The 25,981-nt window shown below is 70.2% G+C and carries 27 protein-coding genes; 13 read left to right on the top strand and 14 right to left on the bottom strand.

Translation table 11 applies throughout. From position 1 onward, the window contains the following. Nucleotides 1-18 precede the first annotated feature (18 nt). Nucleotides 19-948 carry a LysR family transcriptional regulator gene (locus AC5YDV_RS01715; protein ID WP_496181873.1) on the bottom strand — a complete coding sequence of 310 codons (930 nt, stop codon included), beginning with the start codon at nucleotides 946-948 and terminating at the stop codon, nucleotides 19-21. Nucleotides 949-1,090: 142 nt separating this feature from the next. Between AC5YDV_RS01715 and AC5YDV_RS01710 the strand changes: the two genes are divergently transcribed. The 9 genes from AC5YDV_RS01710 to AC5YDV_RS01670 all read left to right on the top strand — a co-directional run bounded on the left by AC5YDV_RS01710 (nucleotide 1,091) and on the right by AC5YDV_RS01670 (nucleotide 9,934). After that, complete coding sequence (locus AC5YDV_RS01710) at nucleotides 1,091-2,122, top strand: amidohydrolase family protein (RefSeq protein WP_496181872.1); 1,032 nt, start codon at nucleotides 1,091-1,093, stop codon at nucleotides 2,120-2,122. 17 nt (nucleotides 2,123-2,139) lie between these two features. After that, nucleotides 2,140-2,832 (top strand): 4-carboxy-4-hydroxy-2-oxoadipate aldolase/oxaloacetate decarboxylase, encoded by a 693-nt coding sequence (ligK, locus tag AC5YDV_RS01705; RefSeq protein ID WP_496181871.1) that lies wholly within the window; start codon nucleotides 2,140-2,142, stop codon nucleotides 2,830-2,832. After that, nucleotides 2,832-3,719 (top strand): NAD(P)-dependent oxidoreductase, encoded by an 888-nt coding sequence (locus tag AC5YDV_RS01700; RefSeq protein ID WP_496181870.1) that lies wholly within the window; start codon nucleotides 2,832-2,834, stop codon nucleotides 3,717-3,719. The genes ligK and AC5YDV_RS01700 overlap by 1 nt, the downstream gene beginning before the upstream one ends. Next, nucleotides 3,706-4,641: an amidohydrolase family protein gene (locus AC5YDV_RS01695; RefSeq protein ID WP_496181869.1), complete on the top strand. Its 936-nt coding sequence runs from the start codon at nucleotides 3,706-3,708 to the stop codon at nucleotides 4,639-4,641. The genes AC5YDV_RS01700 and AC5YDV_RS01695 overlap by 14 nt, the downstream gene beginning before the upstream one ends. A gap of 2 nt (nucleotides 4,642-4,643) precedes the next feature. After that, a complete protein-coding gene (locus tag AC5YDV_RS01690) occupies nucleotides 4,644-5,954 on the top strand; it encodes a protocatechuate 4,5-dioxygenase subunit alpha/beta (RefSeq protein WP_496181868.1) in 1,311 nt (436 codons plus the stop codon). A 72-nt stretch (nucleotides 5,955-6,026) separates the two neighbouring features. Next, on the top strand, nucleotides 6,027-6,989 hold the full coding sequence (locus AC5YDV_RS01685; RefSeq protein WP_496181867.1) for a Gfo/Idh/MocA family oxidoreductase: 963 nt from the start codon (nucleotides 6,027-6,029) through the stop codon (nucleotides 6,987-6,989). After that, complete coding sequence (locus AC5YDV_RS01680; protein WP_496181866.1) at nucleotides 6,986-7,963, top strand: aldo/keto reductase; 978 nt, start codon at nucleotides 6,986-6,988, stop codon at nucleotides 7,961-7,963. The genes AC5YDV_RS01685 and AC5YDV_RS01680 overlap by 4 nt, the downstream gene beginning before the upstream one ends. Next, on the top strand, nucleotides 7,960-8,664 hold the full coding sequence (locus tag AC5YDV_RS01675; protein WP_496181865.1) for a substrate-binding domain-containing protein: 705 nt from the start codon (nucleotides 7,960-7,962) through the stop codon (nucleotides 8,662-8,664). The genes AC5YDV_RS01680 and AC5YDV_RS01675 overlap by 4 nt, the downstream gene beginning before the upstream one ends. 64 nt (nucleotides 8,665-8,728) lie before the next feature. Then, complete coding sequence (locus AC5YDV_RS01670) at nucleotides 8,729-9,934, top strand: 4-hydroxybenzoate 3-monooxygenase (protein ID WP_496181864.1); 1,206 nt, start codon at nucleotides 8,729-8,731, stop codon at nucleotides 9,932-9,934. Between the two features lie 83 nt (nucleotides 9,935-10,017). Here the strand turns inward: AC5YDV_RS01670 and lepB are convergent, their stop codons facing one another. The 6 genes from lepB to AC5YDV_RS01640 all read right to left on the bottom strand — a co-directional run bounded on the left by lepB (nucleotide 10,018) and on the right by AC5YDV_RS01640 (nucleotide 14,905). After that, nucleotides 10,018-10,431 carry a signal peptidase I gene (gene lepB / locus AC5YDV_RS01665; protein ID WP_496181863.1) on the bottom strand — a complete coding sequence of 138 codons (414 nt, stop codon included), beginning with the start codon at nucleotides 10,429-10,431 and terminating at the stop codon, nucleotides 10,018-10,020. Between the two features lie 2 nt (nucleotides 10,432-10,433). Beyond that, nucleotides 10,434-11,087 carry a DUF6448 family protein gene (locus AC5YDV_RS01660; RefSeq protein ID WP_496181862.1) on the bottom strand — a complete coding sequence of 218 codons (654 nt, stop codon included), beginning with the start codon at nucleotides 11,085-11,087 and terminating at the stop codon, nucleotides 10,434-10,436. 602 nt (nucleotides 11,088-11,689) lie between these two features. Further along, the gene (locus AC5YDV_RS01655) at nucleotides 11,690-12,424 is read right to left on the bottom strand and encodes an AAA family ATPase (protein WP_496181860.1); all 735 of its coding nucleotides are present in this window, start codon (nucleotides 12,422-12,424) and stop codon (nucleotides 11,690-11,692) included. 74 nt (nucleotides 12,425-12,498) lie between these two features. Next, nucleotides 12,499-12,906, bottom strand: a complete 408-nt coding sequence (locus tag AC5YDV_RS01650) for a hypothetical protein (protein WP_496181859.1) — start codon at nucleotides 12,904-12,906, stop codon at nucleotides 12,499-12,501. Continuing rightward, complete coding sequence (locus AC5YDV_RS01645) at nucleotides 12,903-14,429, bottom strand: DUF6544 family protein (RefSeq protein WP_496181858.1); 1,527 nt, start codon at nucleotides 14,427-14,429, stop codon at nucleotides 12,903-12,905. The genes AC5YDV_RS01650 and AC5YDV_RS01645 overlap by 4 nt, the downstream gene beginning before the upstream one ends. After that, complete coding sequence (locus tag AC5YDV_RS01640; protein ID WP_496181857.1) at nucleotides 14,426-14,905, bottom strand: hypothetical protein; 480 nt, start codon at nucleotides 14,903-14,905, stop codon at nucleotides 14,426-14,428. Before AC5YDV_RS01640 ends, AC5YDV_RS01645 begins: the two co-directional genes overlap by 4 nt. A 248-nt stretch (nucleotides 14,906-15,153) precedes the next feature. Between AC5YDV_RS01640 and AC5YDV_RS01635 the strand changes: the two genes are divergently transcribed. Further along, the gene (locus tag AC5YDV_RS01635; protein ID WP_496181856.1) at nucleotides 15,154-15,588 is read left to right on the top strand and encodes an OsmC family protein; all 435 of its coding nucleotides are present in this window, start codon (nucleotides 15,154-15,156) and stop codon (nucleotides 15,586-15,588) included. Between the two features lie 43 nt (nucleotides 15,589-15,631). Here the strand turns inward: AC5YDV_RS01635 and AC5YDV_RS01630 are convergent, their stop codons facing one another. The 4 genes from AC5YDV_RS01630 to AC5YDV_RS01615 form a co-directional block, all read right to left on the bottom strand. Beyond that, nucleotides 15,632-15,985, bottom strand: a complete 354-nt coding sequence (locus tag AC5YDV_RS01630; protein ID WP_496181855.1) for a DUF488 domain-containing protein — start codon at nucleotides 15,983-15,985, stop codon at nucleotides 15,632-15,634. 4 nt (nucleotides 15,986-15,989) lie between these two features. Further along, nucleotides 15,990-17,219, bottom strand: coding sequence for an NAD(P)/FAD-dependent oxidoreductase (locus tag AC5YDV_RS01625; protein ID WP_496181854.1), 1,230 nt, complete (start codon nucleotides 17,217-17,219; stop codon nucleotides 15,990-15,992). Between the two features lie 68 nt (nucleotides 17,220-17,287). Then, the gene (locus AC5YDV_RS01620; protein ID WP_496181853.1) at nucleotides 17,288-19,270 is read right to left on the bottom strand and encodes a vWA domain-containing protein; all 1,983 of its coding nucleotides are present in this window, start codon (nucleotides 19,268-19,270) and stop codon (nucleotides 17,288-17,290) included. A 9-nt stretch (nucleotides 19,271-19,279) separates the two neighbouring features. Beyond that, complete coding sequence (locus AC5YDV_RS01615; RefSeq protein WP_496181852.1) at nucleotides 19,280-20,665, bottom strand: sigma 54-interacting transcriptional regulator; 1,386 nt, start codon at nucleotides 20,663-20,665, stop codon at nucleotides 19,280-19,282. 55 nt (nucleotides 20,666-20,720) lie between these two features. On the opposite strand from AC5YDV_RS01615, the gene AC5YDV_RS01610 reads away from it, so the two are divergent. The 3 genes from AC5YDV_RS01610 (at nucleotide 20,721) to AC5YDV_RS01600 (ending at nucleotide 22,883) form a co-directional block, all read left to right on the top strand. Next, nucleotides 20,721-21,359 carry a histidine phosphatase family protein gene (locus AC5YDV_RS01610; protein ID WP_496181851.1) on the top strand — a complete coding sequence of 213 codons (639 nt, stop codon included), beginning with the start codon at nucleotides 20,721-20,723 and terminating at the stop codon, nucleotides 21,357-21,359. Nucleotide 21,360: 1 nt separating this feature from the next. After that, entirely contained in the window at nucleotides 21,361-22,059 is a 699-nt protein-coding gene (locus AC5YDV_RS01605) for an SCO1664 family protein (RefSeq protein ID WP_496181850.1), read from the top strand. Between the two features lie 62 nt (nucleotides 22,060-22,121). Continuing rightward, a complete protein-coding gene (locus tag AC5YDV_RS01600) occupies nucleotides 22,122-22,883 on the top strand; it encodes a sulfite exporter TauE/SafE family protein (RefSeq protein WP_496181849.1) in 762 nt (253 codons plus the stop codon). Here AC5YDV_RS01600 and dprA read toward each other — a convergent pair. From dprA to AC5YDV_RS01585, 3 genes are read right to left on the bottom strand one after another with little or no spacing between them, the layout of a single operon-like run. Next, a complete protein-coding gene (gene dprA / locus AC5YDV_RS01595) occupies nucleotides 22,857-24,014 on the bottom strand; it encodes a DNA-processing protein DprA (RefSeq protein WP_496181848.1) in 1,158 nt (385 codons plus the stop codon). The genes AC5YDV_RS01600 and dprA overlap by 27 nt on opposite strands. Further along, entirely contained in the window at nucleotides 24,007-25,545 is a 1,539-nt protein-coding gene (locus tag AC5YDV_RS01590; protein ID WP_496181847.1) for a YifB family Mg chelatase-like AAA ATPase, read from the bottom strand. The genes dprA and AC5YDV_RS01590 overlap by 8 nt, the downstream gene beginning before the upstream one ends. After that, the gene (locus AC5YDV_RS01585; protein ID WP_496181846.1) at nucleotides 25,542-25,904 is read right to left on the bottom strand and encodes a YraN family protein; all 363 of its coding nucleotides are present in this window, start codon (nucleotides 25,902-25,904) and stop codon (nucleotides 25,542-25,544) included. The genes AC5YDV_RS01590 and AC5YDV_RS01585 overlap by 4 nt, the downstream gene beginning before the upstream one ends. Nucleotides 25,905-25,981: the final 77 nt, after the last annotated feature.

The following is a 25,981-nucleotide window of genomic DNA, read 5'->3' as shown; positions in this document are numbered from 1 at the left end:
TTCCTCCGTTCACGCCCATCATCGCCCCGGTGGCGCAGCCGTGCCGCCCGCTTCTCCCACTTCCGTCACCGCGGTGACCACCAGGTCGCGGAACCAGCGCTGCGCCGGCGTCAGGCTGACGTCGGGACGGCTGTAGACGGCCACGGGCGAACTGTGCGCCGGCCAGGGCAGGGCGAAGGTGGCCAGGCCGGGGAACCAGCCCCGGAACACCTCGGCCACGTGCCGGGGCAGCAGCGAGACGAGGTCCGTGGCGTCCAGCACGGCGGGAACGCTGGCGAACTCCTCCACGGTGAGCGCGACCTGTTCGGTGAGCCCGTGCTCGATCAGCGCCTGGTTGGGGAACGTGTGGCCGCCCCGCGAGGAGGCGCGCACGAAGCGGCGTCCGGCGAACATGTCCGGCCCCGTCCGGGGCAGCGGGTGCGCCGAGGACGCCAACGCCACGTACTCGACGCCCCGCACTGGCGTCCGCCACAGGTGCGGACTGTCCAGCAACGACACGGTGATGGCCAGGTCGATGGACCCTCGCAGCAGGCCCTCCTCCACTCCACCCGCGTCCAGCCGCTCGACGCTCAGGTGCAGGTGGGGCGCCTGCTCGCCCAGCGCGGCCATGACGGGCGGCAGAAAGGTCTGCTCGCCGATGGAGGTCAGCGCCAGGCCGACCTCGTCGGCCAGCGTCGAGGGCGAGAAGTCGTCCGGGTCGGTGATGGCGGCGTCGATCTGGGCGATGGCCTCGTGCACGGGGCCGAACAGCCGCGTGGCCCGTGGGGTGGGCACCAGCGAGTTCCCCTCCCGCCGGAAGAGGTCGTCCCCGAAACGCCGCCGCAGGCGTCCGAGCGTGTAGCTGACGGTCGGCTGGGTCACGTGGAGCTTCTCCGCCGCGGCCGTGACGCTGCGCAGTTCGTACAACGCCACGAAGGTACGCAGAGAATTGAGGTCGATGGTCGTCACGACATAGAGAGTATCTATATCACTCCTTCGCAGCATCTATTGGACCGACAATGAGCGGTGGGCCTAGAGTCAAAGGCAGCAGGGAGCTGGCAGGGCCGCCGCGCACCCGGGCACGGCGTACCGCAGCACAACGGAGGAACGCATGATCATCGACATCCACGGTCACTACACCACCGCGCCGGCGCAGCTGGGCGCGTGGCGTGACCTGCAGATCGCCTTCGCGAACGGCGAGGGCGAGGCCCCGGACGTCGCCGCGCTGAGGATCAGCGACGATGACATCCGCGAGACCATCGAGGCCAACCAGCTCAAGCTGATGAACGAGCGCGGCAGCGACGTCACGGTCTTCAGCCCGCGCGCCTCCTTCATGGCCCACCACATCGGCGACCTCGAGGTCAGCAAGACCTGGGCCCGCATCTGCAACGACCTGGTCGCCCGCGTCAGCGAGCTGTTCCCCGACCGCTTCCTCATGGGCGCGATGCTGCCCCAGTCCCCCGGCGCCGACCCGGCCACCAGCGTTCCGGAGCTCGTTCGCGCGGTGGAAGAGCTGGGTGCCGTCACGGTCAACCTGAACCCCGACCCGTCCGGCGGCCTGTGGAGCGCCCCCGCCCTGACGGACAAGGCGTGGTACCCGATCTACGAGAAGCTCGTGGAGTATGAGGTGCCCGCCATGGTGCATGTCTCGACCACCTGCAAGCCGGCCGTCTTCCACACCACGGGCGACCACTACCTCGGGGCCGACACCACCGCGTTCATGCAGCTTCTGAAGGGGGACCTCTTCAAGGACTTCCCGACCCTGAAGCTGGTCATCCCCCACGGCGGTGGCGCGGTGCCCTACCACTGGGGCCGGTTCCGCGGCCTGGCGATGGCCTTGAAGAAGCCCGAGCTCGAGGAGCACCTCCTGGGCAACGTCTACTTCGACACCTGCGTCTACCACCAGCCCGGCATCGACCTGCTGACGAACGTCATCCCGGTCGACAACATCCTGTTCGCCTCGGAGATGATCGGCGCCGTCCGCGACATCGATCCGCGCACGGGTCACTACTTCGACGACACCAAGCGCTACGTGGACGCGACGCCGAACCTCACCGACGAGCAGAAGAAGGCCGTCTTCGAGACCAACGCGCGCAGGGTCTACCCCCGCGTCGACCGCGCCCTGGCCGCCCGCGGCCTCTGACACAAGGAGACAAACAGATGCACCTGTACAACCAGTTGGGCGTGGTCCAGCCGGACATCCAGCGCGCCGACGCCGACGTGGTCGCGAAGCTCGCCCAGTTCGGCGTGCCGACGATCCACGAGGCGATGGGCCGCGTCGGCCTCATGCGTCCCTACATCCGCCCGGTGTGGAAGGGCGCGAAGATGGCCGGCACCGCCGTCACCGTGCTGCTGCAGCCCGGCGACAACTGGATGATGCACGTGGCCGCCGAGCAGGTGCAGGAGGGCGACGTCCTCGTCGCCGCCTGCACCACCGAATCCGAGGACGGCTTCTTCGGCGACCTGCTCGCCACGTCGGTGCAGTCCCGCGGCTGCAAGGGGCTGATCATCGACGGCGGCGTCCGCGACGTCGACGTGCTGGAGGAGATGGGCTTCCCCGTCTTCGCCCGCGCGATCAACTCCAAGGGCTGCGTGAAGGCCACCCTCGGCTCGGTCAACATCCCCGTCGTGGTGGCGAACGCCCTCGTCATGCCCGGCGACGTGATCGTCGCCGACGTCGACGGCGTCGTCGTCGTTCCCGCCGCCCGCGCCGCCGAGGTGGCGGAGGCCGCCGCGAAGCGCGAGGCCAACGAGGAGGGCAAGCGCGAGCAGTTCGCCAACGGCACCCTCGGCCTGGACCTGTACAAGATGCGCGAGCCCCTCGCGGCCGCCGGACTGAAGTACCTGTCCTGATGACGACCGTCGGTGTCGTGGGCTACGGCGAGGTCGGACGCATCCTCGCCGAGGACCTGCGCGCCCGCGGCACCGACGTCGTGGCCTACGACCTCAAGCTGGACGACGACCGGCGCGCCCCGCTGGTCGACCACGCGGACGCGCACGGCGTCCGGCTCCTGGCGGACCACGCGGCCGTGGCGGCGGCGTCCGACCTCGTGGTGAGCGCGGTGACGGCCGACCAGGCCGTCGCGGTGGCGGACGCCGTGGCCCCCGGCCTGGCCGAGGGCACGTTCGTCCTCGACCTGAACTCCGCGTCGCCGCAGGCCAAGCGGCGTGCCGCCGAGGCCGTCACGACGGGTGGGGGACGCTACGTCGAGGGCGCGGTCATGACGTCGGTGCCCCCGCACGGGCTGGCCGTGCCGATCCTGCTCGGCGGTCCGGACGCCGGCGACCTCGCCCCCGTCCTCGCCCGGCTGGGCTTCACGGACGCCACCGCCCACGACGAGCGCCTCGGCGTCGCTTCCGCCTCCAAGCTCTGCCGCTCGGTCATCATCAAGGGCATGGAGGCGCTCTTCATCGAGAGCCTCACCGCGGCCCGGCACCACGGCGTCGAGGACGCCGTGCTCGCCTCGCTGGGCGAGACGTTCCCCGGCATCGACTGGGACGCCCAGGCGTCCTACTTCTTCGCACGCGCCACCCGGCACGGCCGCCGCCGTGCCGACGAGATGGACCAAGCGGCCGACACGGTCGCCGCCGCGGGCATCGAACCCTGGTCCTCCCGTGCCACCGCCCAGCGGCAACGCTGGGTCGCCGACCTCGCCGAGGACGGCACCATCGAACCGACACCGGACTGGCGCGCTGCCGCCGACCGCATCCTGAAGGAGGATCCCCATGGCCCACGGTGACGTCACCGGCGACTTCACCAAGACGCCCGGCTGGCTGGACTGGTACGACGGCCCCAGCAAGCCGCGCTTCCAGCTGCCCGCCGGCGCTGTGGACGCCCACTGCCACGTGTTCGGTCCGGGCGGGGAGTTCCCCTTCGCACCCGAGCGCAAGTACACCCCGTGCGACGCGTCCGCCGACCAGCTGTTTGCCCTGCGCGACCACCTCGGCTTCGAGCGCAACGTCATCGTGCAGGCGACCTGCCACGGCGCCGACAACTCGGCGATGGTGGACGCGGTCCGCCGTTCGAACGGCAAGGCACGCGGCGTGGCGACCGTCCGTCGCGACGTGACCGCGGAGCAGCTGGCCGAACTGCACGAGGCCGGCGTCCGCGGCGTCCGGTTCAACTTCGTCAAGCGCCTCGTGGACGCCGTCCCGACCGACGCCCTGGCAGAGATCGTCGAGAAGATCGCCCCCTTGGGCTGGCACGTCGTCATCTACTTCGAGGCCGAGGACCTGCCCGACCTGTACGACTTCTTCTCCTCCATCAAGACCGATGTGGTCGTGGACCACATGGGTCGCCCCGACGTCACCAAGGACGTGGACGGTCCCGAGTTCGGGCTCTTCCTGCAGTTCATGCGCGAGAACCCGAACGTGTGGTGCAAGGTGACCTGCCCGGAGCGACTCACCAAGACGGGTGCGCCCGCCCTGGACGGCGAGCAGAACGCCTATGCCGACGTCGTCCCCTTCTCCCGTCGCGTGGTCGAGGAGTTCCCCGACCGCGTGTTGTGGGGCACCGACTGGCCCCACCCCAACCTCAAGAGCCACATGCCCGACGACGGGCTGCTGGTCGACCACATCCCCCTCATCGCACCGACCGCCGAACTGCAGCGGAAGCTGCTCGTCGACAACCCGACCCGCCTCTACTGGCCCGAAGGAGAATGACCATGGCACTCGACAAGCCGTACAAGGACGTCCCCGGCACGATCATCTTCGATGCCGAACAGGCCCGGAAGGGCTACCACCTGAACCAGTTCTCCATGTCCTTCATGAAGCCGGAGAACCGTGAGCGCTACCTCGCCGACCGCGAGGCCTACGTCAACGAGTGGCCGCTCACCGACGCCCAGAAGAAGGCCGTGCTCGACATGGACCTCAACGCCATGATGGCCGAGGGCGGCAACATCTACTTCCTGAGCAAAATCGGCGCCACGCACGGTCTGAGCTTCCAGCAGATGGCCGGCTCGATGACCGGCATGTCCGAGGCCGCATACCGCGACATGATGATCAACGGCGGACGACGCCCCGAGGGCAACCGCCTCAAGGACCAGGACGGCTGGGTTCCCCCGGAGCCGGGCGAGAAGGCCGAGACGACCCGCCCCGACGCCCCGGCGCGCTACACCTCCGCCGTCTTCACCTCGCACGTGCCCGCCATCGGCGCCGCGATGGACCTGAAGAAGACCGAGGAGCCCTACTGGAAGAAGGTCTTCGACGGTTACGTGGAGTCGCGGGAGTGGATCAGCAAGCCGGAGAACACCCCGGACGTCGTGATCCTGGTCTACAACGACCACGCCACCGCCTTCGACTCCTCCTTGATCCCGACCTTCGTGCTCGGCACCGGCGCCCACTACCCCGTCGCCGACGAGGGCTACGGCCCCCGCCCCGTGCCGGACGTCGAGGGCTACCCCGAGCTGGCCGCCCACATCGCCCAGTCGGTCATCATGGACGACTTCGACCTGACCCTGGTCAACGAAATGGTCGTCGACCACGGCCTGACCGTCCCGCTGTCGCTGTTGTTCGGTGACGTCGAGAAGTGGCCCACCAAGGTCATCCCGCTGGCCGTCAACGTCGTCCAGTACCCGGTCCCGTCCGGACGCCGCTGCTACGAGTTGGGCAAGGCCCTGCGCCGCGCCCTCGACAAGTGGGACGGCGAGCCGCTCAACGTCCAGATCTGGGGCACCGGCGGCATGAGCCACCAGCTCCAGGGCCCGCGTGCCGGCCTGATCAACAAGGAATGGGACAACGCCTTCCTCGACATGCTGATCAACGACCCGGTCGGCCTGACCGAGTGGCCGCACCTGGACTACGTCGACGAGGCCGGTTCCGAGGGCATCGAGCTGGTCATGTGGCTGATCGCCCGCGGCGCCATGGACGACCAGTTCGAGGGCGGGGAGGACATCTCCGTGAACCACCGCTTCTACCACGTTCCGGCGTCCAACACCGCCGTCGGCCACCTCGTCCTCTCCAACCCCCAGAACTGAGGCCGCGTGTTGAGCGGAGCGTCGCCCCGGCGACGCTCCGCTCAGCCGGGTCCTGACCCACGAAAGGAAACCATGAGCAACGACAAGGTCCGCATCGCCGTCGTCGGCGCCGCCGGCGCGTTCGGCATGAAGCACCTGGACGGCCTGGCCAACATCGAGCAGGCGGAGGTGACGGTCGTCAGCGGCAGCAAGCCCGAGTCCACCCAGGCCGTGGCCGACAAGTACGGCGTGCCGAACGCCGTCATCGGCTACGAGGCAGTGCTGGAGCGCGACGACGTGGACGCCGTGATCCTCGCCACCCCCACGCAGATGCACGCCGCGCAGACCCAGGCAGCGCTGGCCGCGGGCAAGCACGTGCAGGTCGAGATCCCGCTGGCCGACTCCTTTGCGGACGCCCAGGCCACGCTGGCCGCGGCGCAGGCGAAGCCCGAGCTGGTGACCATGGTGGGCCACACCCGCCGGTTCAACCCCAGCCACCAGTGGGTGCACAACAAGGTCACGGCGGGCGAGTTCAACATCCAGCAGATGGACGTCCAGACGTACTTCTTCCGCCGGAAGAACATCAACGCCAAGGGCGAGCCCCGCACGTGGACCGACCACCTCCTGTGGCACCACGCGGCGCACACGGTCGACCTGTTCGCCTACCAGGCGGGCAGGATCGTGCAGGCCAACGCCGTCCAGGGTCCGATCCACCCCGAGCTCGGCATCGCCATGGACATGTCGATCCAGCTCAAGTCCGAGACCGGCGCGATCTGCACCCTGTCGCTGTCGTTCAACAACGACGGCCCGTTGGGCACGTTCTTCCGCTACATCGGCGACACCGGCACCTACATCGCCCGCTACGACGACCTGGTGAATGGCAAGGAGGAGCCCATCGACGTGTCCCAGGTGGCGGTCAGCATGAACGGCATCGAGCTGCAGGACCGCGAGTTCGTCGCCGCCATCGCCGAGGGCCGCGAGCCCAACAGCTCGATCGGCAAGGTGTTCGACTGCTACCGCGTCCTCGGAGAGCTCGAGGAGCAGCTGAACCGATGAAGCTGCCCCGCATCGGTCTCGGGTGCATGTCCCTGAGCCACGCCTACGGCGTGCCGCCGACGCCCGGCCAGGGCCTGGAGATCCTCCGGGCGGCGCTGGACGCCGGGGTGTCCCACCTCGACACGGCCACGCTGTACGGCGGTGGCCGCAACGAGGAACTCGTCGGCAAGGCCCTGCAGGGCCGTCGTGACGACGTCGTGCTCGCCAGCAAGGGCGGGATGGCGATCGTCAACGGGACCAAGGTCATCGACGGACGTCCCGAGACCCTGCGCGCGCAGGTCGACGCCTCGCTCCGGCGGCTGGGCGTCGACCACATCGACCTGTACTACCTGCACCGGTGGGACAGGAGCGTGTCCATCGGCGAGAGTGTCGGCGCGCTCGCCGAGATGGTGTCCGCCGGCAAGATCGGCGCCATCGGCCTCTCCGAGGTCTCGGTGGCCCGGCTCCGGGAGGCCCTCGAGGTGGCGCCGATCGCGGCCGTCCAGAACGAGTACTCGCTCTGGAGCCGCAACGCCGAGCTCGGCATCCTCGATGCCACGCGCGAGGCGGGGGTGGCCCTGGTGGCCTTCTCCCCCGTCGCGCGGGGATTCCTCGCGGCCGACGGGCTCACCCCCGATGCGCTGGTGGAGAAGGACATCCGCCGGTTCATGCCGCGTTTCCAGCCCGAGCACTGGTCGGCCAACGCCGCCCTGTTGCCCGCCTGGACCGCGCTGGCCGCCGAAGCCGGCTGCACGCCGGCCCAGCTCGCGCTGGCCTGGGTGCTCTCGAGGGGGACGCATGTCACCGCGATCCCGGGCACGACCAACATCGGCCACCTCACCGACGACCTCGCGGCTGCCGACCTGACGGTCGACGCGGGCATCCTCGAGCGGGCCGGCGAGCTGGTCAACCAGTCGACCGTGTCCGGGGCGCGCTACAACGCGGCCCAGCAGTCCGAAGTGGACACCGAGACGTTCGAGGAGGCGGCGGTATGACCCTGACCGGCATCTCATCCATGGCCACCCGGCACGTGCTGGCCGACCTGGCCGAGGTCGCGGCGTCCGACGGCCTGCCGCTGGTGGAGTTCACCTCGGTCGGCGGGGTGGACGCCGCCCAGCGCGTGGCCGCCGGCGAGCCCTTCGACCTCGTCGTGCTCGCGGCGGGCGCGCTGGCCAAGCTCGGCGAGGCGGGCCACGTGGACGCCGCGTCCATCCGGCCGCTGGTCCTGTCGCAGGTCGCCGTGGGCGTCCCGGATGCCTCCGTCGAGGCGGCGGGGCGCCCCGACGGCCCCGCCTGGCCGGACGCCGCGGGCGTCCGTGAGGCGCTGCTCGGTGCCACGAAGGTCGGGTACTCGACCGGCCCGAGCGGGACCGCGCTCGTCCGCCAGGTGGAGGCCTGGGGCCTGACGGACGCCCTGGGCGACAGGCTCGTCCAGGCCCCGCCGGGGATCCCCGTCGCCCAGCTCCTCGCGGAGGGGAAGGTCGACCTCGGCTTCCAGCAGCTCAGCGAGCTCGTCGGACAACCCGGCGTCCGCATCCTCGGCGTCCTGCCGGACGACTGCGCCATCGAGACGACGTTCTCGGGCGCGGTCGGGGCGTCGGCGTCCGACCCTGACGCTGCCGCTGCGGTGCTCGACCACTTCGCCTCCGAGGCCGCCGAGGCCGTCAAGGCTCAGCACTCCTTCGCTTCCCGTTGATCGGGGCGTCCATACACGGACGCCTCTCCCCGCACCACCATTGTCCTGTTCAAGGAGGAACCCCATGGAACGTGAGATCATCACCACCCGCGTCGGCATCGTCGGCGGCGGCCCGGCCGGCCTGATGCTGAGCCACCTGCTCGCCCGCGAGGGCGTCGACAACGTCGTCATCGACAACCGCGAGCACGACGTCATCGCCCACACCCACCGCGCCGGCATCCTCGAGGCGGGCAGCGTCCGCATGCTCACCGAGACCGGTGTCGACGGACGCATCCTGACCGAGGGTTACGAGCACTCGGGCATCTACCTGCGCTTCAACGGCGAGAGCCACCACATCGACTTCAAGAAGCTCGTCGGCCAGACCGTGTGGCTGTACGCCCAGAACGAGGTCTTCGTCGACCTCGCCGCCGCGCGCAAGCGCGACGGCGGCGACGTGCGCTTCGGCGTCACGGACGCCGAGGTGCTCGACCACGACACCGACACACCGAAGATCAACTTCACCGACGCCGACGGCGTGGCGAAGCAGATCCAGTGCGAGATCGTGATCGGGTCGGACGGCTCCCGCAGCCGCACCCGTGACCTGATCCCCGGCCGGGTCAAGCACACCATGCGCTACCCGTTCGCCTGGTTCGGCATCCTGTGTGAGGCGCCGTTCAGTTCCGACGAGCTGATCTACTCACACTCCCCCAAGGGCTTCGCGCTGATCAGCCAGCGCAGCGAGACCGTCCAGCGGATGTACTTCCAGTGCTCCCCCGAAGAGGACGTCGCCGACTGGGACGACGAGCGCATCTGGAACCACCTGGACGAGCTCGTGGCCGGCCCGGACGGCTTCAAGCTCAAGCGTGGCCCGATCTTCGACAAGGTCGTGCTCCAGTTCCGCTCGTTCGTCCAGGAGCCCATGCAGCACGGCAACCTCTTCCTGGCCGGCGACGCGGCGCACACCGTCCCCCCGACCGGCGCCAAGGGCCTCAACCTCGCCTTCGGCGACGTCGCCCTGCTGGCCCCCGCGCTCATCAAGTGGGCGAAGACCGGGTCGCGCGAGGACCTGGAGACCTACGGCGAGCGCGCGGCCAAGCGCATCTGGAAGTCCCAGAACTTCAGCTACTGGATGACGCAGATGCTGCACACCCCGGTCGACGACAACCCCTTCCTGATGAAGCGCCAGCTCGGCGAGCTGGAGGCCGTCACCTCGTCGGAGGACTCGAAGAAGTACCTCGCCGAGTCCTACACCGGGTGGCCCTACGACCTGCCGGAGCTCATGGAGGCGTGACCCCCGAGCACGTCGGCCCGGCGGCGTGTGGCTGCCGGGCCGACGTGTGTTCTGGTCCCTCGCGCTTGTCCGTCACCTGGGCCTCAGCCCCCGCCAGAGGACACGATCAGGCGTCCGGCCAGCAGGTGGCGGGGCAGGTAGGGCTGTTCCCAGGACCGGCTGTCGGTCGAGGCGTCCCGGTTGTCGCCGAGCAGCAGGTAGTGGTCCGGGGGAACCTCGAACGAGCCGTTGAACAACGACGTCGTGGCGTACGGCTCCTCGAGTGGCGCACCGTCGACGTGCACCTGACCGCTGCGCAGGTCGATGTGCTCACCGGGGAGCCCCACCACCCTCTTGACGACGCGGCGCCCGACCTCCGGTGAGTCGACGACGACGATGTCCCCCCGGCGGACCGGGGTGGCCCGCCGGATCGAGCGGGTCCACGCCAGCCGGCCGTCACGGAGCGTCGGCTCCATCGAACGCGATTCGACCCGGGTGAGCCAGACGGGCAGGCGCACGATCAGTGGACCCGGTGTTGGTGCTCGTGGTGAGCATGTTCCTGGTGTGCGTGCTCCTGGGAGGGGTGCTCCGCCTGGCCCGTCGCGTGGCCGCCGTGGTGGTGGTCATGCTCCTCGCCCTCGGCGTACTTGAAAAAGTTCACGTAAGCGGCGATGTAGTCGCGTGCGGCCACGAGGTCGTCGACGTCAAAATCCTTCTTCGCCACGGCCCGCTGGAACCGATGCGTGAGTTCCTCCCAACGCTCGGCGGGGACGAGCCCCTCGAGCGGCTGGATCGACCCCTCCTCGAGGGCGAGGTCGGCGGCGACCACCTGCGGCGGCAGCTCGGTCCCGGTGGGCTTGATGCCATCGAACCCGACCCCCTCGCCCGCGCAGTGAAGGCGGACGAGCGTCTCCAGGAACAGCCGGTCCGCCAGCTCTTGCGCCTCCGGGCCCAAGGCCCGCACGCGGAGCGCCTTGTCGAACAGGGGGCGGAGCTCGGCCTCCGCGTCGGCGTCCACCCACTTGAGTGCCAAGTTGATGTTGCCCGTGGCCAGTGCCTTGCGCGCGTCGGTGACAGCGGGGCCGTCCTCGGTGTCGCAGTGGGCCAGCGCGGGCTTGACGATGAATCGGGCCAGACGTCGCCGTGCAGCCTTGAGGAATGGGATGACGTTCATGATGGCTCATTGCGTTGATGCTGAGCAGAATCTACGCCGGGATCAAGTCACGCTCCTTGACTCAGATCAAGAAGTCCAGAAGGCCTGTTTAAGGTGCGCGTGCGCAGTCACGCGCTCATGCTTCGACGAAGGCCACCATCCCGCGGACGCCCGGGCGTCGGTCGCGCGACGCGTCGGGCCTCGGCCGGGTGAGGCGCCGTTTGAGGACAGCCGCGCCGGATGCATCCGCGGCGGCTATCCCCAAACGGCGGACCTGCTTGGGCGTTTGTTCCTACCCGGCGCAGATGTCTCAAGTTGGAGCACCGGTGTGCGTGCAGCTTCGTGAGGACTCGCAGTTACACCGCGATGATGTCCGACGGGGTCGGGGTGAAGCCGCCGGCGATGACGACGCTGGTGTCGAGGATGGCCGGTTCGATGGCTCGAGCTGGCTCGTCACTGATCAGCCCAAGGATCTCGCAGTTGGCCGTCGAGGAGCTGGCGGTCCTGCTCCCAGTCGGCGTCTTCGGGACCTCGGAACAGCTCCGCGATCTCGGCCCAAGAACGCCACTGGGTGGCGTGGGCCGGAACGAGGCGAGCACTGGGCGCGGTGTGACGGTGCAACATCACTCCAACCCGAAGTAGCCGGGATCCTGCAGGAAGCGGAGGTGGAGCGTGACGGTGGTGAGCTCGTGCCAGCTGCGGCGGTGGAAGCCGTCCTGATCGAGTTCGATGATCCTCGCGCCCGGGGTGGCCGCGAGGATGGGCGAGTGCGTGGCCAGCAGCACTTGGATTTCGTGGTCACGAAGTTCGGCCAGCTGGTTGGCCAGTGCGATCTGGGACAGGAACGACAGGCCGGCTTCGGGTTCGTCCATGATCAGGAAGCCCCCGCGTCCGATCATGTGCTCGAGCTTGGTCGCCAGGAGTTCGTTGAAGGCCTGACCGTGGGACCGTTCGTGGTAGCGGGGTTCGGGCCGGTGCCACGAGGGGTTGCCTTCGAGGTGGGTGAGCAGGCCGTGCATGGTTTCGGCGCGCACGAAGTAGCCCCAACGGGACCGACTGATGCCGCGCACCAGCCGGATGTGTTCGTGCAGGGCTGACTCGGTCGGTCGGTCCGACCTCGTGGTGAACGTGCTGCCACCCTCGGGGCTGAGTCCATACGCCATGGCGACGGCCTCGATGATGGTCGACTTCCCGGTCCCGTTCTCCCCGACCAGGACGGTCAGCTCGGACAGCTCGAGCCCCTCGCGCAGCAACTGCGCGACCGGCGTGAGCGTGAACGGCCAGCCGTCGGCAGCATCGGCAGCCCCGGCTTCGGCGGCGACCACCTCACGCACGGGGAGGGAACTGAACGGGGTCATGAGGGCAGGCTACGGGTCAGGCCCGACACGTGCGGTGCGCAGGCTCCGGACATCCGGCACGTGCCCGAGCGCGTCTATTTCGGAGGGGATCGCAGTTCCTCGAACTGAGCAACCCGCACGATTCCCTCTGCTGCCAGCGCGAGTTCCTCGTCAATCGTGACAAGCGCGTCCGCTTGGAGCTTCGCGACGGCCAGGTACTCCGCATCCCGCACCGAGTTCCAACCCTTCGCCCTGGCAATGTCCCAGGCCACTCGCCGGCTGACGCGATCATTGAGCAGTCGCAGTTTCATCGTGGTGAGTCGATCGTGGTGCTCGAGGGCTCGAACCTCCGTCATCCGCCCTTCATCGACCTCGCGCAGGAGCAGATCCAGCACCTGAGAGCGGAGACTGCCCGGGCCGACCAGCTGGTGTCCCTCCCACACGGGGATCCCTTCCACGAGCACCAACATCAGCGTTGCTGGGCACACCACAAGGCGGGTCATCCCCGCATCCCGCGCTCGGCGCGCTCCTTGATCCCGAGCAGCATTCGGCGTTCCATGACGAAGCCGATCGGCTCGACCACCCGCCACAACCAACGCTGTCCGTCGGGGTGGCTGTTCCGCTGTCGGCTGACCAGCCGGGTGGCTTCACCGTCCGCGACCGGCCGCAGCTCAAACTGCCACGTGGCGCCCGTACCCTCGCGCACCGGCGTCCGCACCGGTTCTTCGGTGGCCGTGTCGTTGCTGATCATCACCAGCGACCGACCACGTTCGACGGCCACGACGCTGAAGGACGGAGAGCCGGGCTTGCCCAGGCGCACGAGATCGCCCGGCGCCAGGTGCTGGTGATCCGGCAGGATCTCCTCGGCGCTGTGGATGTCGAGGCCCATCAGGTTCTCCAGCGCGTCGTAGCTGTAGAGCCCACCGCGTCCGTGCCCGATCTGCACCAGCCAAGCCCAGACGGCGTCCGGCGGTGCCGCGATCGTGACCGCACGCGTCGAGGTCAATACGGGGTCCGGCACGAGCTCATCGCCGGGCATTCCCTCCCCGCATTTCTCCAAGGTCGCCCCCCAGCGGTTGCACCGGCGTCGGAGCAGCGGCGCGCCCGCGAGCATGGCCACGATGGCGGCGGCACCGCCCACGGCGTCCGGGACGCGGCCGCCGGATGGTCGAGCCGACGCCGGACGAATGAGGGTCGGGTTCGGCTCGATGGCATCGCCGGTGAGTTCGAGGACGCCGTAGGTGAATTCGCCGTCCGGCAGGTGCCACACGGCGGCCCCCCGGGTCGGCGTCGCTCGGCCGTCCACCACCTGCCACCCTTCAATGGGGGTCGACCAGCGCGTCCTGACCGGCCCGCCCGGGAGGTCGATGAACCGGTCCTCGGTGACGAAGTTGGTGGGCGCACCCCGCTCGTCCAGTTCGACGCGGGCACTCACCGTCCGGCCGGCGTCGGAGACGCTCACGTCGAAGGACGCCTCGTCGACCTCGCGGAACGTGACGGGGGCGCGCAGCAACATCGACGGCACCATCAGGACGGCGTCGTTCAGCCACGTCGTGAGCTCGCCGACGTCGAAGGGCTCGCCCTGTCCGTCCGCCACCACGATGGTGTCGAACAGCTTGCCGAGCATGCGGCCATGCCCGTCTCGGTAACTGTCGAGCCCCACCATCGGCAACAGGCCGCCCGCCATGTCGATCCGCATCCAGAACAGCCGCGTGATCGGGTCGATCCTGTTGTACTGCCACACCTCCGCGGGCAGGAACGGCATTCCGGACCGCATGCGGAAACGCATCCGCATGTGGCCACGGAACGACGTGACCGCGGGGCGGCCCACGACGCCCATGAACCGCAAGTACCGCTGCACGGTGCCCGGCAGGCTCGCCACTGCGTCCGCTGTGACCACGGGACCGGGTGGGGGCGGGCTTCCCAGCGACAACGCGTCGCGTTCAAGGCGTTCGCGCAGGTCACGACCCAGAATCCTCAGGCCGACGCCTGCGAGCTCCCGACGGTTGGACTGACGATTGCTCACACTCCCACCTTCTCCCGGTTGTCGGCCGGGCGCAGGATCTTCGACCAGGCGTGCGGTACGGACAGCCGCTGGTGGTGGAGAAGCCACGGCAGGACGAGAGCGATCATGACGAGCGAACCGGCCCGGTTCACCAGGAGGTCCTCGCCCCAACTGGCCGCGGGGAACGCGAACCCCAAGACGACCAGGAACGCGAAGAAGCACGTCATGGCGACCACCGACAGGCGGTTCCAACGCCCCGGCAGCCAGGCGGTGACGCCGACGGCCAACTCGAAGGCGGCCATGACGAGGGCCAGCCAGCCGATGTTCGGCATGACGAAGCTTGCCCACAGGGCATCGAGGGGCGGCCAGGCCGTCTCTCCGAAGGGGCCGTACGAGGAAGGGTCACTCAGGGCAGTGCGGACGTGCACCACCGACCCCGCGACGAAAATGATGCCGAACACAGTCCGGACGATGGTGGTGTAAGCGGAAACTTTCATGGTCGGGTGTCCAAGGAAGAGCCGCTGATCAGCGACAACGGAGGCGCTCACGTTCAGGGGCGCCGACAAGGGGGTCTCTCATCGAGCGGCAGGCCCGACGGCGATCTTCGACACAAGCGCTCCGGACGTCGCCTCACTGCCTTGGAACGCTGATTCCAGCCTACGCGAACCCCTCCTCGTTCGCCGGTGCGCGGGTGAACAGGTCAGCGCCGCCGGTCGCGACCGCAAGCGGGTGCTAGCGTGCGGCCATGAAGCCCTATCCGCACCACTACGAGGCCTCGACGGTGGCTGCTCCCACCGGCCTCGTCACCTTCTCCTCCCCCGGCCTGCCGGATCGGGAGGCCGCCTCGCCCCCGGAGTTCGACGGGCCGGGGGGCCAGTGGTCGCCGGAGACGCTGCTCATGGCAGCCGTCGCGAACTGCCTGACGTTGACGTGGCGTTCGGTCGCGGCCCACAACCAGTTCTCCTGGAGCGACGTCCGCGTGGAGGTGGCCGGCGTCCTCGACCGCGTCGACCGGGTGGCCCGGTTCACCGAGGTCGCGGCGACCGTCCACCTCACCGTCCCCGAGGGGGCGGACGCCGAGGTGGCCGAGCGGCTGGTCCACAAGACCGAGTCCGCCTGCCTCGTCAGCAACTCGCTGACCGCCACCAAGACCATCGAGCTGCGGCTGACCTACGCCTGAGCGGGACCCAGACCCCTGCCGAGCCGGAGCGGTACGACCCTCTCTACCCGTCCAGCAGCTCCGCCAGGACAACGGCTTGGTTGTGCTCGGGGTCACTGGCTCCGTAGACCAGCGTCAGGACGGGGTGCTCCCGGCGCAGGTCCCGGAGTTGCGCGAAGGCGGGCGAGTCGGCGAGTTCGGCGCGGTAGCGAGTCCGGAACTCGGCGAACCGTGCCGGGTCGTGGCCGAACCACGTCCGCAGTTCGTTGGACGGACCGACCTCCTTCAGCCAGACGTCGATCGCGGCGTCCGCCTTCGTGAGCCCGCGCGGCCAGACGCGATCCACGAGGATGCGGAACCCGTCCGCGTCCTCGGCGGCGTCGTAGACGCGCTTGACCCGGGTGCGCCTGCCCGCCACGCCCTCAGAGCTCGCCCCACGGCACGGTCGGGTCGGCCAGCCGGGCCGGATCGACGACCCGGCGCTCGGCGATCAGAGGCTTGACCTGGTCGACGACGTCCCAGACGTTGACGTTCATCGCGGCGAGGAGGTGATTCTCACCGTCCAGCCAGAACGAGACGAACTCCCGCCCCGCGAGGTCGCCGCGGATGACGACATTCGTCTCGGTGCCCCGCGGCACGTGCCCGATGTATTCCATGCCGAGGTCGTACTGGTCGCTGAAGAAGTACGGCAGTTCGGTGTAGGGATCGTCGCCCCCGAGCAGCGCGGCGACGGCGGCGGCGGGTTGGTTCAGGGCGGTCGCCCAGTGCTCGACCCGGACGCGGTGGCCGAGCACCGGGTGGTCGTGGTGGGCGATGTCCCCGACGGCGTACACGTCCGGATCGCTGGTGCGCAGCGTGGCGTCGACGAGGACGCCGTTGTCGACGTCCAGCCCCGCCTGTTGGGCCAGTGCCACGTCGGGCGTGACCCCCACCCCGATGACGACGGCGTCGGCGCTGATCACCTCCCCGTCGTGGAGGCGCACGCCCCCCACGTGCCCATTCCACCTGAGGATCTCGGCGACCCGGGCGCCGCACCGGAGGTCGACGCCGTGGCTGGTGTGGAGGTCCGCGAACACGGGGGCGAGCTTCGGGCCGAGCACGCCCACCAGGGGAAGTTCACCGGCCTCGAGGATCGTCACCTCTGATCCGGCACTCCGGGCGGCGGCGGCCACCTCGAGGCCGATCCACCCCCCTCCGATGAGGACGATCCGCTTGCCCTGACCGAGGTGCGACCGGATCGCGTCGGAGTCCTCGACGCTGCGCAGGTAGAGGGCCCCCTCCGCGTCCGCCCCGGGTAACGGCAGCTTGCGGACCAACGACCCGGTGGCCAGTACGAGCTTGTCGTAGCGGAGCGTCGACCCGTCGTCGGCTGTGACCGTGTGGGCCGACCTGTCGAACGAGGTGGCACGGACGCCGAGGCGCACCTCGACGTCGTGGTCGCGGTACCACGCCGCCGTGTGGACCACGGCGTCCTCGAACGGGGATTCGCCCATCAGGTAGCTCTTGGACAGCGGTGGCCGCTCGTAGGGCAGTCGGCGCTCGGCCGCCAGGATCGTGACGTGCCCCCCAAAGCCTTGGTCCCGCAGTGCCTCCGCGGTCTTGGCGCCTGCCAACCCGCCACCGATGACGACGACGCGTTCCAGTGCAACCATGGCGTTCTCCTTTGATGCCGTGTGAACTCTCACTGTCCCCCGCGGCGTCGACGGGCGCAAGGGTGGCCTCAGAGCCAAGCCGTCCAGCGGGAATCCAAGTACTCGCCGACGACCGCGGCGCCGAGCTCCTCGAGGTCGGGCGCGACCACCCGCCCGGCGACGCGGTCCGCCATCGCGTTGACGAAGCGAGCAAGTCCGGGGTCGTCGCCCAGCCGGAAGAACGTGGTCTGGGCGCCGCGGCGTCCGACACGGTCGAGTTCGGCGACCGTGAGCCCGATGGTCTCGGGTGTCGGCGGGTAGTCGAACCAGGACTCGCCGTCCCGGGCCAGGTGCGCCGTCGGCTCGCCGTCGGTGACGACGAGCAGCACCGGTTGCATCGTCGGGTGCCTGCGGAAGAACCGGTTGGCCAGCACCAGGGCGTGGTGGAGGTTGGTGCCCTGTTCGCGGACGCCCTCCAGGCCGGTGAGCTCCTCGATGTCCAAGGTGCGGGCGAAGCGCCCGAAGGCGATCAGCTCGAGTTGGTCGCCACGGAACCGGGTGGAGATGAGGTGGTGCAAGGCCAGGGCAGTCCGCTTCATGGGGACCCACCGGCCCTCCATGACCATCGAGAAGGACGTGTCCACAACCAGGGCGACGGCAGACTGCGTGCGCGCCTCGGTTTCGACGACCTCCACGTCCCGGACGTCCAGGTGGATCCGGCCGCGTGGCTCACGTCCTTCGGCCGCGGCGCGTGCGATCGCGTTCGTGAGGGTTCGGGTGACGTCCCACGGCTCGGCGTCCCCGAACTGCCACGGTCGCGAGCCCCCGGTCGGCTCCCCCATCGCGCCGGTCTGGCGGCTGTCTCGTGCGCCCGCGCGGCCGGAGAGCTGCCTGGCGGCGTCCTGCAGCAGGGCCTTGCCGAGCCGGCGCAGCGCCTTCGGGGACAGGATGAGCCTGCCGTCGGCGACCCGCCTCAGGTAACCCGAGTCCCGCATCGCCCGCTCCAGCTCGGCCAGCGCGCGGGCCGACACGGCGGCGTCCTCGCCGAGTTGGCGGGCGAGCGCGTCCAGGTCGAGGTCGTCGAGGTTGGCGCCCTCGTGGTGCTGGGCCAGCTGCTCGGCGAGGTCGTCGAGATCGCCCAGGTCCTGCAGGACGCCCGTGCCGTCACCCAGGCCAAGCCCCTCCTGGCCCCCGAACCGCTCCGAACCGGACCAGTCCTCGCCGGGACGCAGGGAGCGCAACGAGGAGTCGAGCTGGTCGAGCTGGGCCATCAGCTCCGGTGACCCGAAGGCCTGCTGGGACAGGGCCATCAGTTCGGCACGTTGGTCGGCGGACATGGACTGCATCAGGCGCTGGGCCGCGGCGCCGCGGGCGGCGAGGGCGTCGATGAGCTCCTCGACCGACCCCGGGTTCTCGGGGAAGAACCCACCGTGCTCCTCCATGAACCGGGCGAAGTCCTCGGGGGTGTCGACGCCGCGGCGGTGCCGGTCGAGCAGGGTGTTGAGGTCCGTGAGCATGCGCGTGACGGCCTCGCGGTCGGCGTCCGTGGCGCCCTCGAGCGCCTGCTTCATGCCCTGGAAGCGCTGCTCGAGCAGCTCACGGCCGAGGAGGTCCTTGATGCGCTCGTACGCCGCCCGGGCCTCCGCCGACTGCCAGTCGTAGGAGGCGAGGTCGTTGACCGCTGCGGCCGTGGAGCGGGGAAGGTTCTCCAGGCGGAGCTCGCGGAAGGCTCGGTCGTCGTCGTCCAGGTCGACGTCACGGGCGAGTTGCTTGCGCTCGGCCAGGACGGCCTCCTCCAACAAGTTCTGGACCTCGGTGAGCGTGCCGTCGAGGCGATGTCGGCTGAGCAGGTCACGACGGCGCTGCTGGACGCGGCGCGCCAGGTCGTCCAGTCCCTCGCGGTCACGCCCCCCTCGGCGAAGGAACTCCCTCAGGGCGCGCTGCGGTGAGGAACCGGCCATGACGTCGGCACCGACCGCGTCCAGCGCCTCGGCCAGATCGACCGGCGGCGCCAGCGGGTCGGGGCCGCCGGTGTAGCGCCCGTAGCGGGACGGGCCGTGCTGCCTGGGCATGGTGCCCCCTTACCCGTAGATGGTCTCCCCGTCGCCGGAGTCCTTCGCGATGCGGCGGGCCAGGAAGAGCCCCTCGAGGGCCAACTCGATCGCGCTGGCGCGCTGCCCGGCGCTGGTCGCGCCGAACCGGTCGGCGATGAGGTCCCAGGTGTCGTCCTCGAGGTCGGGGAGGCTCTCGAGGAGTTCGTCGGCGGTGACCTGTTCGCCGGTCGTGATGGTGATCCGGCCGTCGAAGGCGCTGACGACCGGCCCGAGGTCGAGGCCGCGGAAGTGCTCCCGAACCGCTTCGGCCGTCGCGACCCGCAGCAGGTGGTCGAGGATGGCCGCCTCTCGACCCTCCTCACCCGTCTCGAACTCGATCTTGCCCATGAGGACGTCGACCGCCACCTCCAGGTCGACCACTCGAGCCACGGCGTCCGGCTCGCCCCGCACGGTGGCGCGGTGCAGCGCGGCCGCCGCGACGGTCTCCGCGCCCGCGATCGCGAACCGCGCCGAGACGCCCGAACTCTGGTTGACGGCACTCGACTCGCGCAGCGCCCGGGTGAAGCGGGCCAGGATCTCGACCAGCACGCGCGGAACCTCCGCGACCAAACGTGCCTCCTGGGTCACGACCGCCACCTCGTCGTCGAGCTCCAAGGGGTAGTGGGTGCGGATCTCGGAGCCGAACCGGTCCTTCAGCGGGGTGATGATGCGGCCCCGGTTCGTGTAGTCCTCGGGATTGGCCGAGGCCACCACGAGCACGTCCAGCGGAAGGCGCAGGACGTAACCACGGATCTGGATGTCGCGCTCCTCCATGACGTTGAGCATCGACACCTGGATGCGCTCGGCGAGGTCGGGCAGTTCGTTGATCGCGACGATGCCGCGGTGGCTGCGCGGGATGAGCCCGTAGTGGATGGTCTCGGGGTCACCGAGCCGGCGGCCCTCCGCGACCCGGGTGGGGTCGACGTCACCGATGAGGTCGGCGACCGACGTGTCGGGGGTGGCGAGCTTCTCGGCGTAGCGCTCGCTGCGGTGGCGCCACGTGATCGGCAGGTCGTCGCCCTCGGCCGCGATCCGGCGTCGGGTGGCGTCGGTGAGCGGGGCGTCGGGGTGCTCGTTGAGTTCGGAACCGGCAACGGACGGGGACCACTCGTCCAGGAGGCCGACCAGGGTGCGCAAAAGGCGTGTCTTGCCCTGCCCCCGCTCGCCGAGCAGCACGATGTCGTGGCCGGCGAGGAGGGCGCGCTCGACCTGGGGGATGACCGTGCGCTCGAACCCGTGCAGACCCACCCAGGGGTTGTCGCCGTTCCGCAGGGCGGCGAGCAGGTTTCCGCGCAGTTCCTCGCGCAGGTTCCGGTGCACGTGGCCGGACGCGCGCAGCTGACCAAGCGTCGTGATGTCGGGAGGCTGGCTCACGCACCCCACGGTAACCGGCCCTGCAAGGGCGAACGAGGAGGGTACGCTCGGCGCGATGACGACCCCTCCTGCGCCGCGCACCCTCGTGCTGCTCGTCCGGCACGGCGAGACCCCGACGACGGGCCTCGTGCTGCCCGGGCGCGCGCCGGGCCTGCACCTGTCCGAGACCGGCCAGGCGCAGGCCCAGCGCGTGGCGGAGCGCCTGACCAGCCTCCAGGTCAGTGCCCTCTACACCTCGCCCCTGGAGCGGGCGCGGGAGACGGCCGCACCCACGGCGTCCGCGCTGGGGTTGGAGGCGGTCGTCGACGACGGGCTCGCCGAGTGCGACTTCGGGGAATGGACCGGCGCCGACCTCGCGGAGTTGGCGCGCCGACCCGAGTGGCAGCAGGTGCAACGGGCCCCATCGACGTTCCGGTTCCCCGGCGGGGAGAGCTTCACCGAGCTGCAGGCCCGCATCATTGCCACCGTCGACCGGCTGCGTGACGCCCACCCCGGCGGTGTCGTGGTGTGCTTCTCGCACGCCGACCCCATCCGGGTGGCCCTGGCGCACGCCCTGGGCACGCCGCTGGACCTCTTCCAGCGCCTCCAGGTCGGCACCGGATCGGTCTCCGCCATCGCATTCGCCCCGGGCGAGGCGCCGTCGGTGCCCTTGGTCAACTCGTCCGACGAACCGTTGGCCGGCCTGGGGGGCTGACGTGGGCGTCGACCGGCTCGCGCTGCTGTGCGAGGGCGACATCGAGGTCGTCGGCCGGGTGGTCGGCAGCAGCAACGCCACCTACGTCGTGGGCCTCACCCGCGGCGACGACTACGCCTGGGCGATCTACAAGCCGGTGGTGGGAGAGCGTGCCCTGTCGGACTTCGAGCGGGGACTGCACCGGCGCGAGCGCGCCGCCTACCTGCTCAGCGAGTGGCTGGGGTGGGGCCTGGTGCCCGAGACGGTCGTGCGCGCGGACGCCCCGGCCGGGGTGGGGTCGCTGCAATGGTTCATCGAGGGGAACCAGACAGAACACCACTTCACCCTGGTCCGCGACCCGGCCCGCCACGACGACCTGCGCCGGATCGCCGTGTTCGACGTGGTGACGAACAACACCGACCGCAAGTCCGGCCACGTCCTGCTCGGTGACGACGGTCGGGTGTGGGCCATCGACCACGGGCTGTGCTTCTCGGTGCACGCCCGGCTCCGCACCGTGATCTGGGACTTCGCCGGCGACCCCGTGCCCGCCGAGCTCACCGAAGGGTTGGCGCGTCTGGCCTCCGGGGTGCCGGACGCCGTGGCGGAACTCCTCGACCCCGCCGAGGTTTCGGCGTTGCGCCAGCGGACCGATCGCCTCCTGGCCGCGGGGAACCTGCCACAGGACCTCACCGGGTTCGGGTACCCGTGGCCGCTCGTGTAGGGCCGCCTCCTCCCCTTGGCAACCCAGCGTGCGGTCCGGGCCGATGAGAGTAGATTCACCGGGTGCCCGATCTCCTCGCCCTGTACGGATGGCCCCTGCTTCTGGCCATGGCCGCAGCATCGGTGGTGATCGGCTTCTCGAAGACCTCCTTCGGCGGGATCGCCGCGATTTCCGTTGCGGTGTTCGCCCTGGCCATGCCGGCCAAGGAGTCCACGGCCACGGTCCTGCTGTTGCTCATCATCGGTGACCTGATCGCGATTGCGCGCTACCGGACCGTGTCGTGGCGCCTCCTGCTCAAGCTCGTCCCCAGCGTGATCCCGGGCCTGCTGCTGGGTGCCCTGTTCATGAACTTCGTCGATGACACCACCATGCGACGCACGATCGGGGTCCTCCTGCTCGTCATGGTCGGGATCCAGGTGTGGCAACGCCTGGCCCGGCGCCAGGCCGATCTCGGGCCCAACACGGATCCCCACTGGGTCCGGGCCAGCCTGACGGGCACGGCGGCCGGGTTCGCGACGATGACCGCCAACGCCGCAGGCCCGGTGATGGCGCTCTACTTCCTCGCCGCTCGCATCGACAAGGCCCGCTTCATCGGTACCAACGCGTGGTTCTTCGCGATCATCAACGTCTCCAAGGTGCCGCTGGCCGCCTCGCTGGGCCTGTTCACCGTCGAGGGCATCGTCCTCGACCTGTTCATGATCCCCGCGGTGCTTCTGGGGGCCCTCATCGGCACGTGGGTGATCAAGCACGTGAGCCAGCGCCAGTTCGAGGTGGTCACCATGGTGGCCTCAGCCGCCTCAGCCGCCAGCCTCCTGTTGCGCTGACCGTAGGGGACGGTCCTGCACCGGCCCGAGCTTCCAGCCACCATCCCGCGCGGCCGCCACCAACCCCTGGGCCCGCAGGCTTTCCAATGCCCGAAGCGCGACCGGCAGTGGGAGCCCGGCGCGCAGAGCCACGTCACCGGTGTCACGACCGCCGCGGCTCGGGAGGGCCTCGTAGGCAGCCAGCTCCTCGGGGTCCAGCAGGTCGAGCAGTCGCGGTTGCGTCACGTGTCGGGTCAGGCACTCCCCCATCGGTGCCAGCATCTCCCTCACGTCCGATGCGCTCGTGACGAGCGTCGCCTCCCCGTCACGGATCAAGCGGTGGGGCGTGTACGACGTGGCGCTGCTCACCGGCCCCGGGACCGCCATGACGTGCCGACCGAGCGTTCCCGCCCAGGTGGCCGTGTTCCTGGCCCCGCTGCGTGCGCCCGCTTCCACGATCACCAACCCCTCGCACAGGGCGGCGATCAGCCTGTTGCGCCCCAGGAAGCGGCGACGGGAAGGTTGCTGGAGCGGCGCGGCCTCACTCACCAGCACGCCGGCCTCGGCAACCTGTTCGAGCAGGGCGGTGTGCGCGCGGGGATACAGCTCGTCCAGCCCTCCCGCCAACACCGCGACGGTGGGCCCCTCCGCCGCCAAGGCACCCCGGTGTGCTGACGCGTCGATGCCGTAGGCACCGCCCGACACCACGGTCGTCCCCGAGCCGGCCAGGTCGGCCGCCAACTCCGTGGCCGTCCGGTCGCCGTACGCGGTGGAAGCCCGCGACCCGACCAGGCCCACGGCATTCGCCGTCAGGGCAGCCAGGTCGCCGCGTCCCCGCACCCACAATCCGAGGGGTTCCCCGCCCATCTCCTGGACCGGCTCACTCAGGGCGAGGTCGCCCACGCGCTCGGGCCAGTCCGCGTCGCCGGGCACGATGAACCGGACGCCGCCCCGCCGCGCCGCCTCCAGCACCGGCCCGAGATCCAGAGTCGCAGCCCGCCGGACCCATGCGTCCTCGACCTTCGAGGAGCGGACGGCCTCCCACACCGCCGCCGGCTCCTCACGCCGCAGGCGCTCCCGCAGCCTGAGGTCACCCGGCTCGACCACGCACGACAACGACATCCGGGCCACCCGATCGATGTCCTCAGCCACAGCGGACCTCCTCCAGTTCCTCGCCCCGGCGCATCGCCAAGGCCACCTGTACGTCCTCGCGACGCGGCTTGTCGACGCCGGCCAGGTCGGCCACCGTCCACGCGATCCGCATCGCCTTGTCCACGCCGCGGGCACTGAGCAGGCCCTTGGTGACGGCGTCGTCCAACAGCCCCACCCCTCCCGGCCGGGGCAACTGGTTGCGCAGCACCGGGCCGGGCACGGCGGCGTTCGTCTCGAAACCGAGAGGACCCAGCCGAGCCCGTTGGCGCTCCCGTGCGGACGCCACCCGAGCCGCCACCACGGCGCTCGACTCGGCATTGCCACGGGCCGCGCGCAGGTACGACTGGGTCATGGGGCGCAACGTCTGCGTGATGTCGATCCGGTCCAGGATGGGGCCCGACAGGCGCTCCCCGTAGCGCCTGATCGTCAGGGGTGCGCAGGTGCATGCACCCGACCGGAGGCCGGCCTGTCCGCACGGGCAGGGATTGGCTGCGAGGACCAACTGGAACCGCGCCGGGTAGCGGGCGACGGCCTTCACCCGGGCGAGCTCGATGCGCCCGGACTCCAGCGGTGTCCGCAGCGCGTCGAGGGCCTTCGCGCTGAACTCGCAGGCCTCGTCCAGGAAGAGGACGCCGCAGTGGGCCAGCGAGATCGCCCCCGGCTGGGGGATGTGTGACCCGCCGCCCACCAGTGCGGCGACGCTCGCCGAGTGGTGCGGTGCGGAGAGGGGTGGACGCCGGGGCAGTTCGCCACCGACGTGCAGCCCCGACAGCGAGCGAATCGCAGCCACCTCGAGTGCCGCATCCGGACCCAATGGGGGGAGGATGCCCGGCAACCTCTCGGCCAGCAAGGTCTTGCCGACACCGGGAGGACCCTTGAAGTACAGGTGGTGCCCACCGGCAGCTGCGACCTCGAGCGCCCAGCGGGCCTCCAACTGGCCGGCGACATCGGCCAGGTCCGGTTCGCGGCCCCGCAGAGGGGACGGTTCGGCGTCCGGGATCCGCTCGGGCACCTCCTCGCCGCGGAGGAGGGCGACAAGCTCTCCGATGGACCCGACCCCGTGGACCGCGACGCCCTGCACGAGGCGTGCCTCACGGACGTGCTCCCACGGCACGATCGCGTGGCCGACGCCGGCGGCGGCAGCCTGCAGGACCGCGGGGAGCACCCCGCGCACGCGACGCACGCTTCCGTCCAGCCCCACCTCCCCCATGACCACCGCGTCGTCCAGACGTCGCTGCGGGACAGTGCCACCGGCCACGAGGATCGCGCCGATGATCGCCAGGTCGAAGTGGCTACCCGCCTTCGGCAGGGACGCCGGTGACAGGTTGATCGTGACCAGGTGTTGCGGCCACGTGGCCAGGCCGCTGTTGCCGATGGCGGCGCGACACCGCTCCCTCGCCTCGTTCAGGGCGGCGTCCGGAAGGCCGACGATCACCGTCCGCGGAAGGCCGCCCCCGACGGACACCTCGACGTCGACCAGCGTCGCCTGCAGCCCCACGAGCCCGACCGAACGGGCGCGTCCGAGCTTCATGGCTCGATCCCCGGGACGTGTTCGATCGCGGCGGTGCCGTCCGGGTACCAGGTGATGCCCACGGCGTCCACGCGAAGCAGGGAGGGCGGGACGGCCTGCGCACGGGCCCACGCCGCGGCCAGCCGGCGCAGCCTGAGCGCCTTCGCGCGGGTGATCGCCTCCAACGGCGAGCCCCTGCCGGTGCCGTTGCGTGTCTTCACCTCGCACGCGACCGCGACCCCGTCGGGGTCGCGCAGCACGAGGTCGATCTCACCGTGCACGCAGCGCCAGTTGCGCTCCAGCACCGTCCAGCCTCGGTCGGTCAGGTAGGTGGCCGCGAGGTCCTCTCCGCGGTCACCAGTCGTTCGTCGTGGGTCCATGCCCGGACATTGGGCGGAGCGGCTCCCGCTCGGTCACGGGATTCCGTGCCTTGGGGACAAGTGCGCGCGCGACCGTC

It is taken from the genome of Propioniciclava sp. LT432 (assembly GCF_059515965.1).
Note: the sequence above shows the minus strand (reverse complement) of the source record. Positions and strands in the feature narration are given on the sequence as shown.

What these genes read in the sequence shown, in the direction of transcription:
- AC5YDV_RS01620 (WP_496181853.1), bottom strand. Translation starts at nt 19,270, where the DNA reads ATGCCCAGGCAGCACGGCCCGTCCCGCTACGGGCGCTACACCGGCGGC.
- AC5YDV_RS01675 (WP_496181865.1), top strand. Translation starts at nt 7,960, where the DNA reads ATGACCCTGACCGGCATCTCATCCATGGCCACCCGGCACGTGCTGGCC.
- AC5YDV_RS01670 (WP_496181864.1), top strand. Translation starts at nt 8,729, where the DNA reads ATGGAACGTGAGATCATCACCACCCGCGTCGGCATCGTCGGCGGCGGC.
- AC5YDV_RS01655 (WP_496181860.1), bottom strand. Translation starts at nt 12,424, where the DNA reads ATGACCCCGTTCAGTTCCCTCCCCGTGCGTGAGGTGGTCGCCGCCGAA.
- AC5YDV_RS01680 (WP_496181866.1), top strand. Translation starts at nt 6,986, where the DNA reads ATGAAGCTGCCCCGCATCGGTCTCGGGTGCATGTCCCTGAGCCACGCC.
- ligK (WP_496181871.1), top strand. Translation starts at nt 2,140, where the DNA reads ATGCACCTGTACAACCAGTTGGGCGTGGTCCAGCCGGACATCCAGCGC.
- AC5YDV_RS01640 (WP_496181857.1), bottom strand. Translation starts at nt 14,905, where the DNA reads ATGAAAGTTTCCGCTTACACCACCATCGTCCGGACTGTGTTCGGCATC.
- AC5YDV_RS01700 (WP_496181870.1), top strand. Translation starts at nt 2,832, where the DNA reads ATGACGACCGTCGGTGTCGTGGGCTACGGCGAGGTCGGACGCATCCTC.
- AC5YDV_RS01660 (WP_496181862.1), bottom strand. Translation starts at nt 11,087, where the DNA reads ATGAACGTCATCCCATTCCTCAAGGCTGCACGGCGACGTCTGGCCCGA.
- AC5YDV_RS01650 (WP_496181859.1), bottom strand. Translation starts at nt 12,906, where the DNA reads ATGACCCGCCTTGTGGTGTGCCCAGCAACGCTGATGTTGGTGCTCGTG.
- AC5YDV_RS01695 (WP_496181869.1), top strand. Translation starts at nt 3,706, where the DNA reads ATGGCCCACGGTGACGTCACCGGCGACTTCACCAAGACGCCCGGCTGG.
- AC5YDV_RS01685 (WP_496181867.1), top strand. Translation starts at nt 6,027, where the DNA reads ATGAGCAACGACAAGGTCCGCATCGCCGTCGTCGGCGCCGCCGGCGCG.
- AC5YDV_RS01690 (WP_496181868.1), top strand. Translation starts at nt 4,644, where the DNA reads ATGGCACTCGACAAGCCGTACAAGGACGTCCCCGGCACGATCATCTTC.
- AC5YDV_RS01710 (WP_496181872.1), top strand. Translation starts at nt 1,091, where the DNA reads ATGATCATCGACATCCACGGTCACTACACCACCGCGCCGGCGCAGCTG.
- AC5YDV_RS01635 (WP_496181856.1), top strand. Translation starts at nt 15,154, where the DNA reads ATGAAGCCCTATCCGCACCACTACGAGGCCTCGACGGTGGCTGCTCCC.
- AC5YDV_RS01610 (WP_496181851.1), top strand. Translation starts at nt 20,721, where the DNA reads ATGACGACCCCTCCTGCGCCGCGCACCCTCGTGCTGCTCGTCCGGCAC.
- AC5YDV_RS01590 (WP_496181847.1), bottom strand. Translation starts at nt 25,545, where the DNA reads ATGAAGCTCGGACGCGCCCGTTCGGTCGGGCTCGTGGGGCTGCAGGCG.
- AC5YDV_RS01625 (WP_496181854.1), bottom strand. Translation starts at nt 17,219, where the DNA reads ATGGTTGCACTGGAACGCGTCGTCGTCATCGGTGGCGGGTTGGCAGGC.
- AC5YDV_RS01585 (WP_496181846.1), bottom strand. Translation starts at nt 25,904, where the DNA reads ATGGACCCACGACGAACGACTGGTGACCGCGGAGAGGACCTCGCGGCC.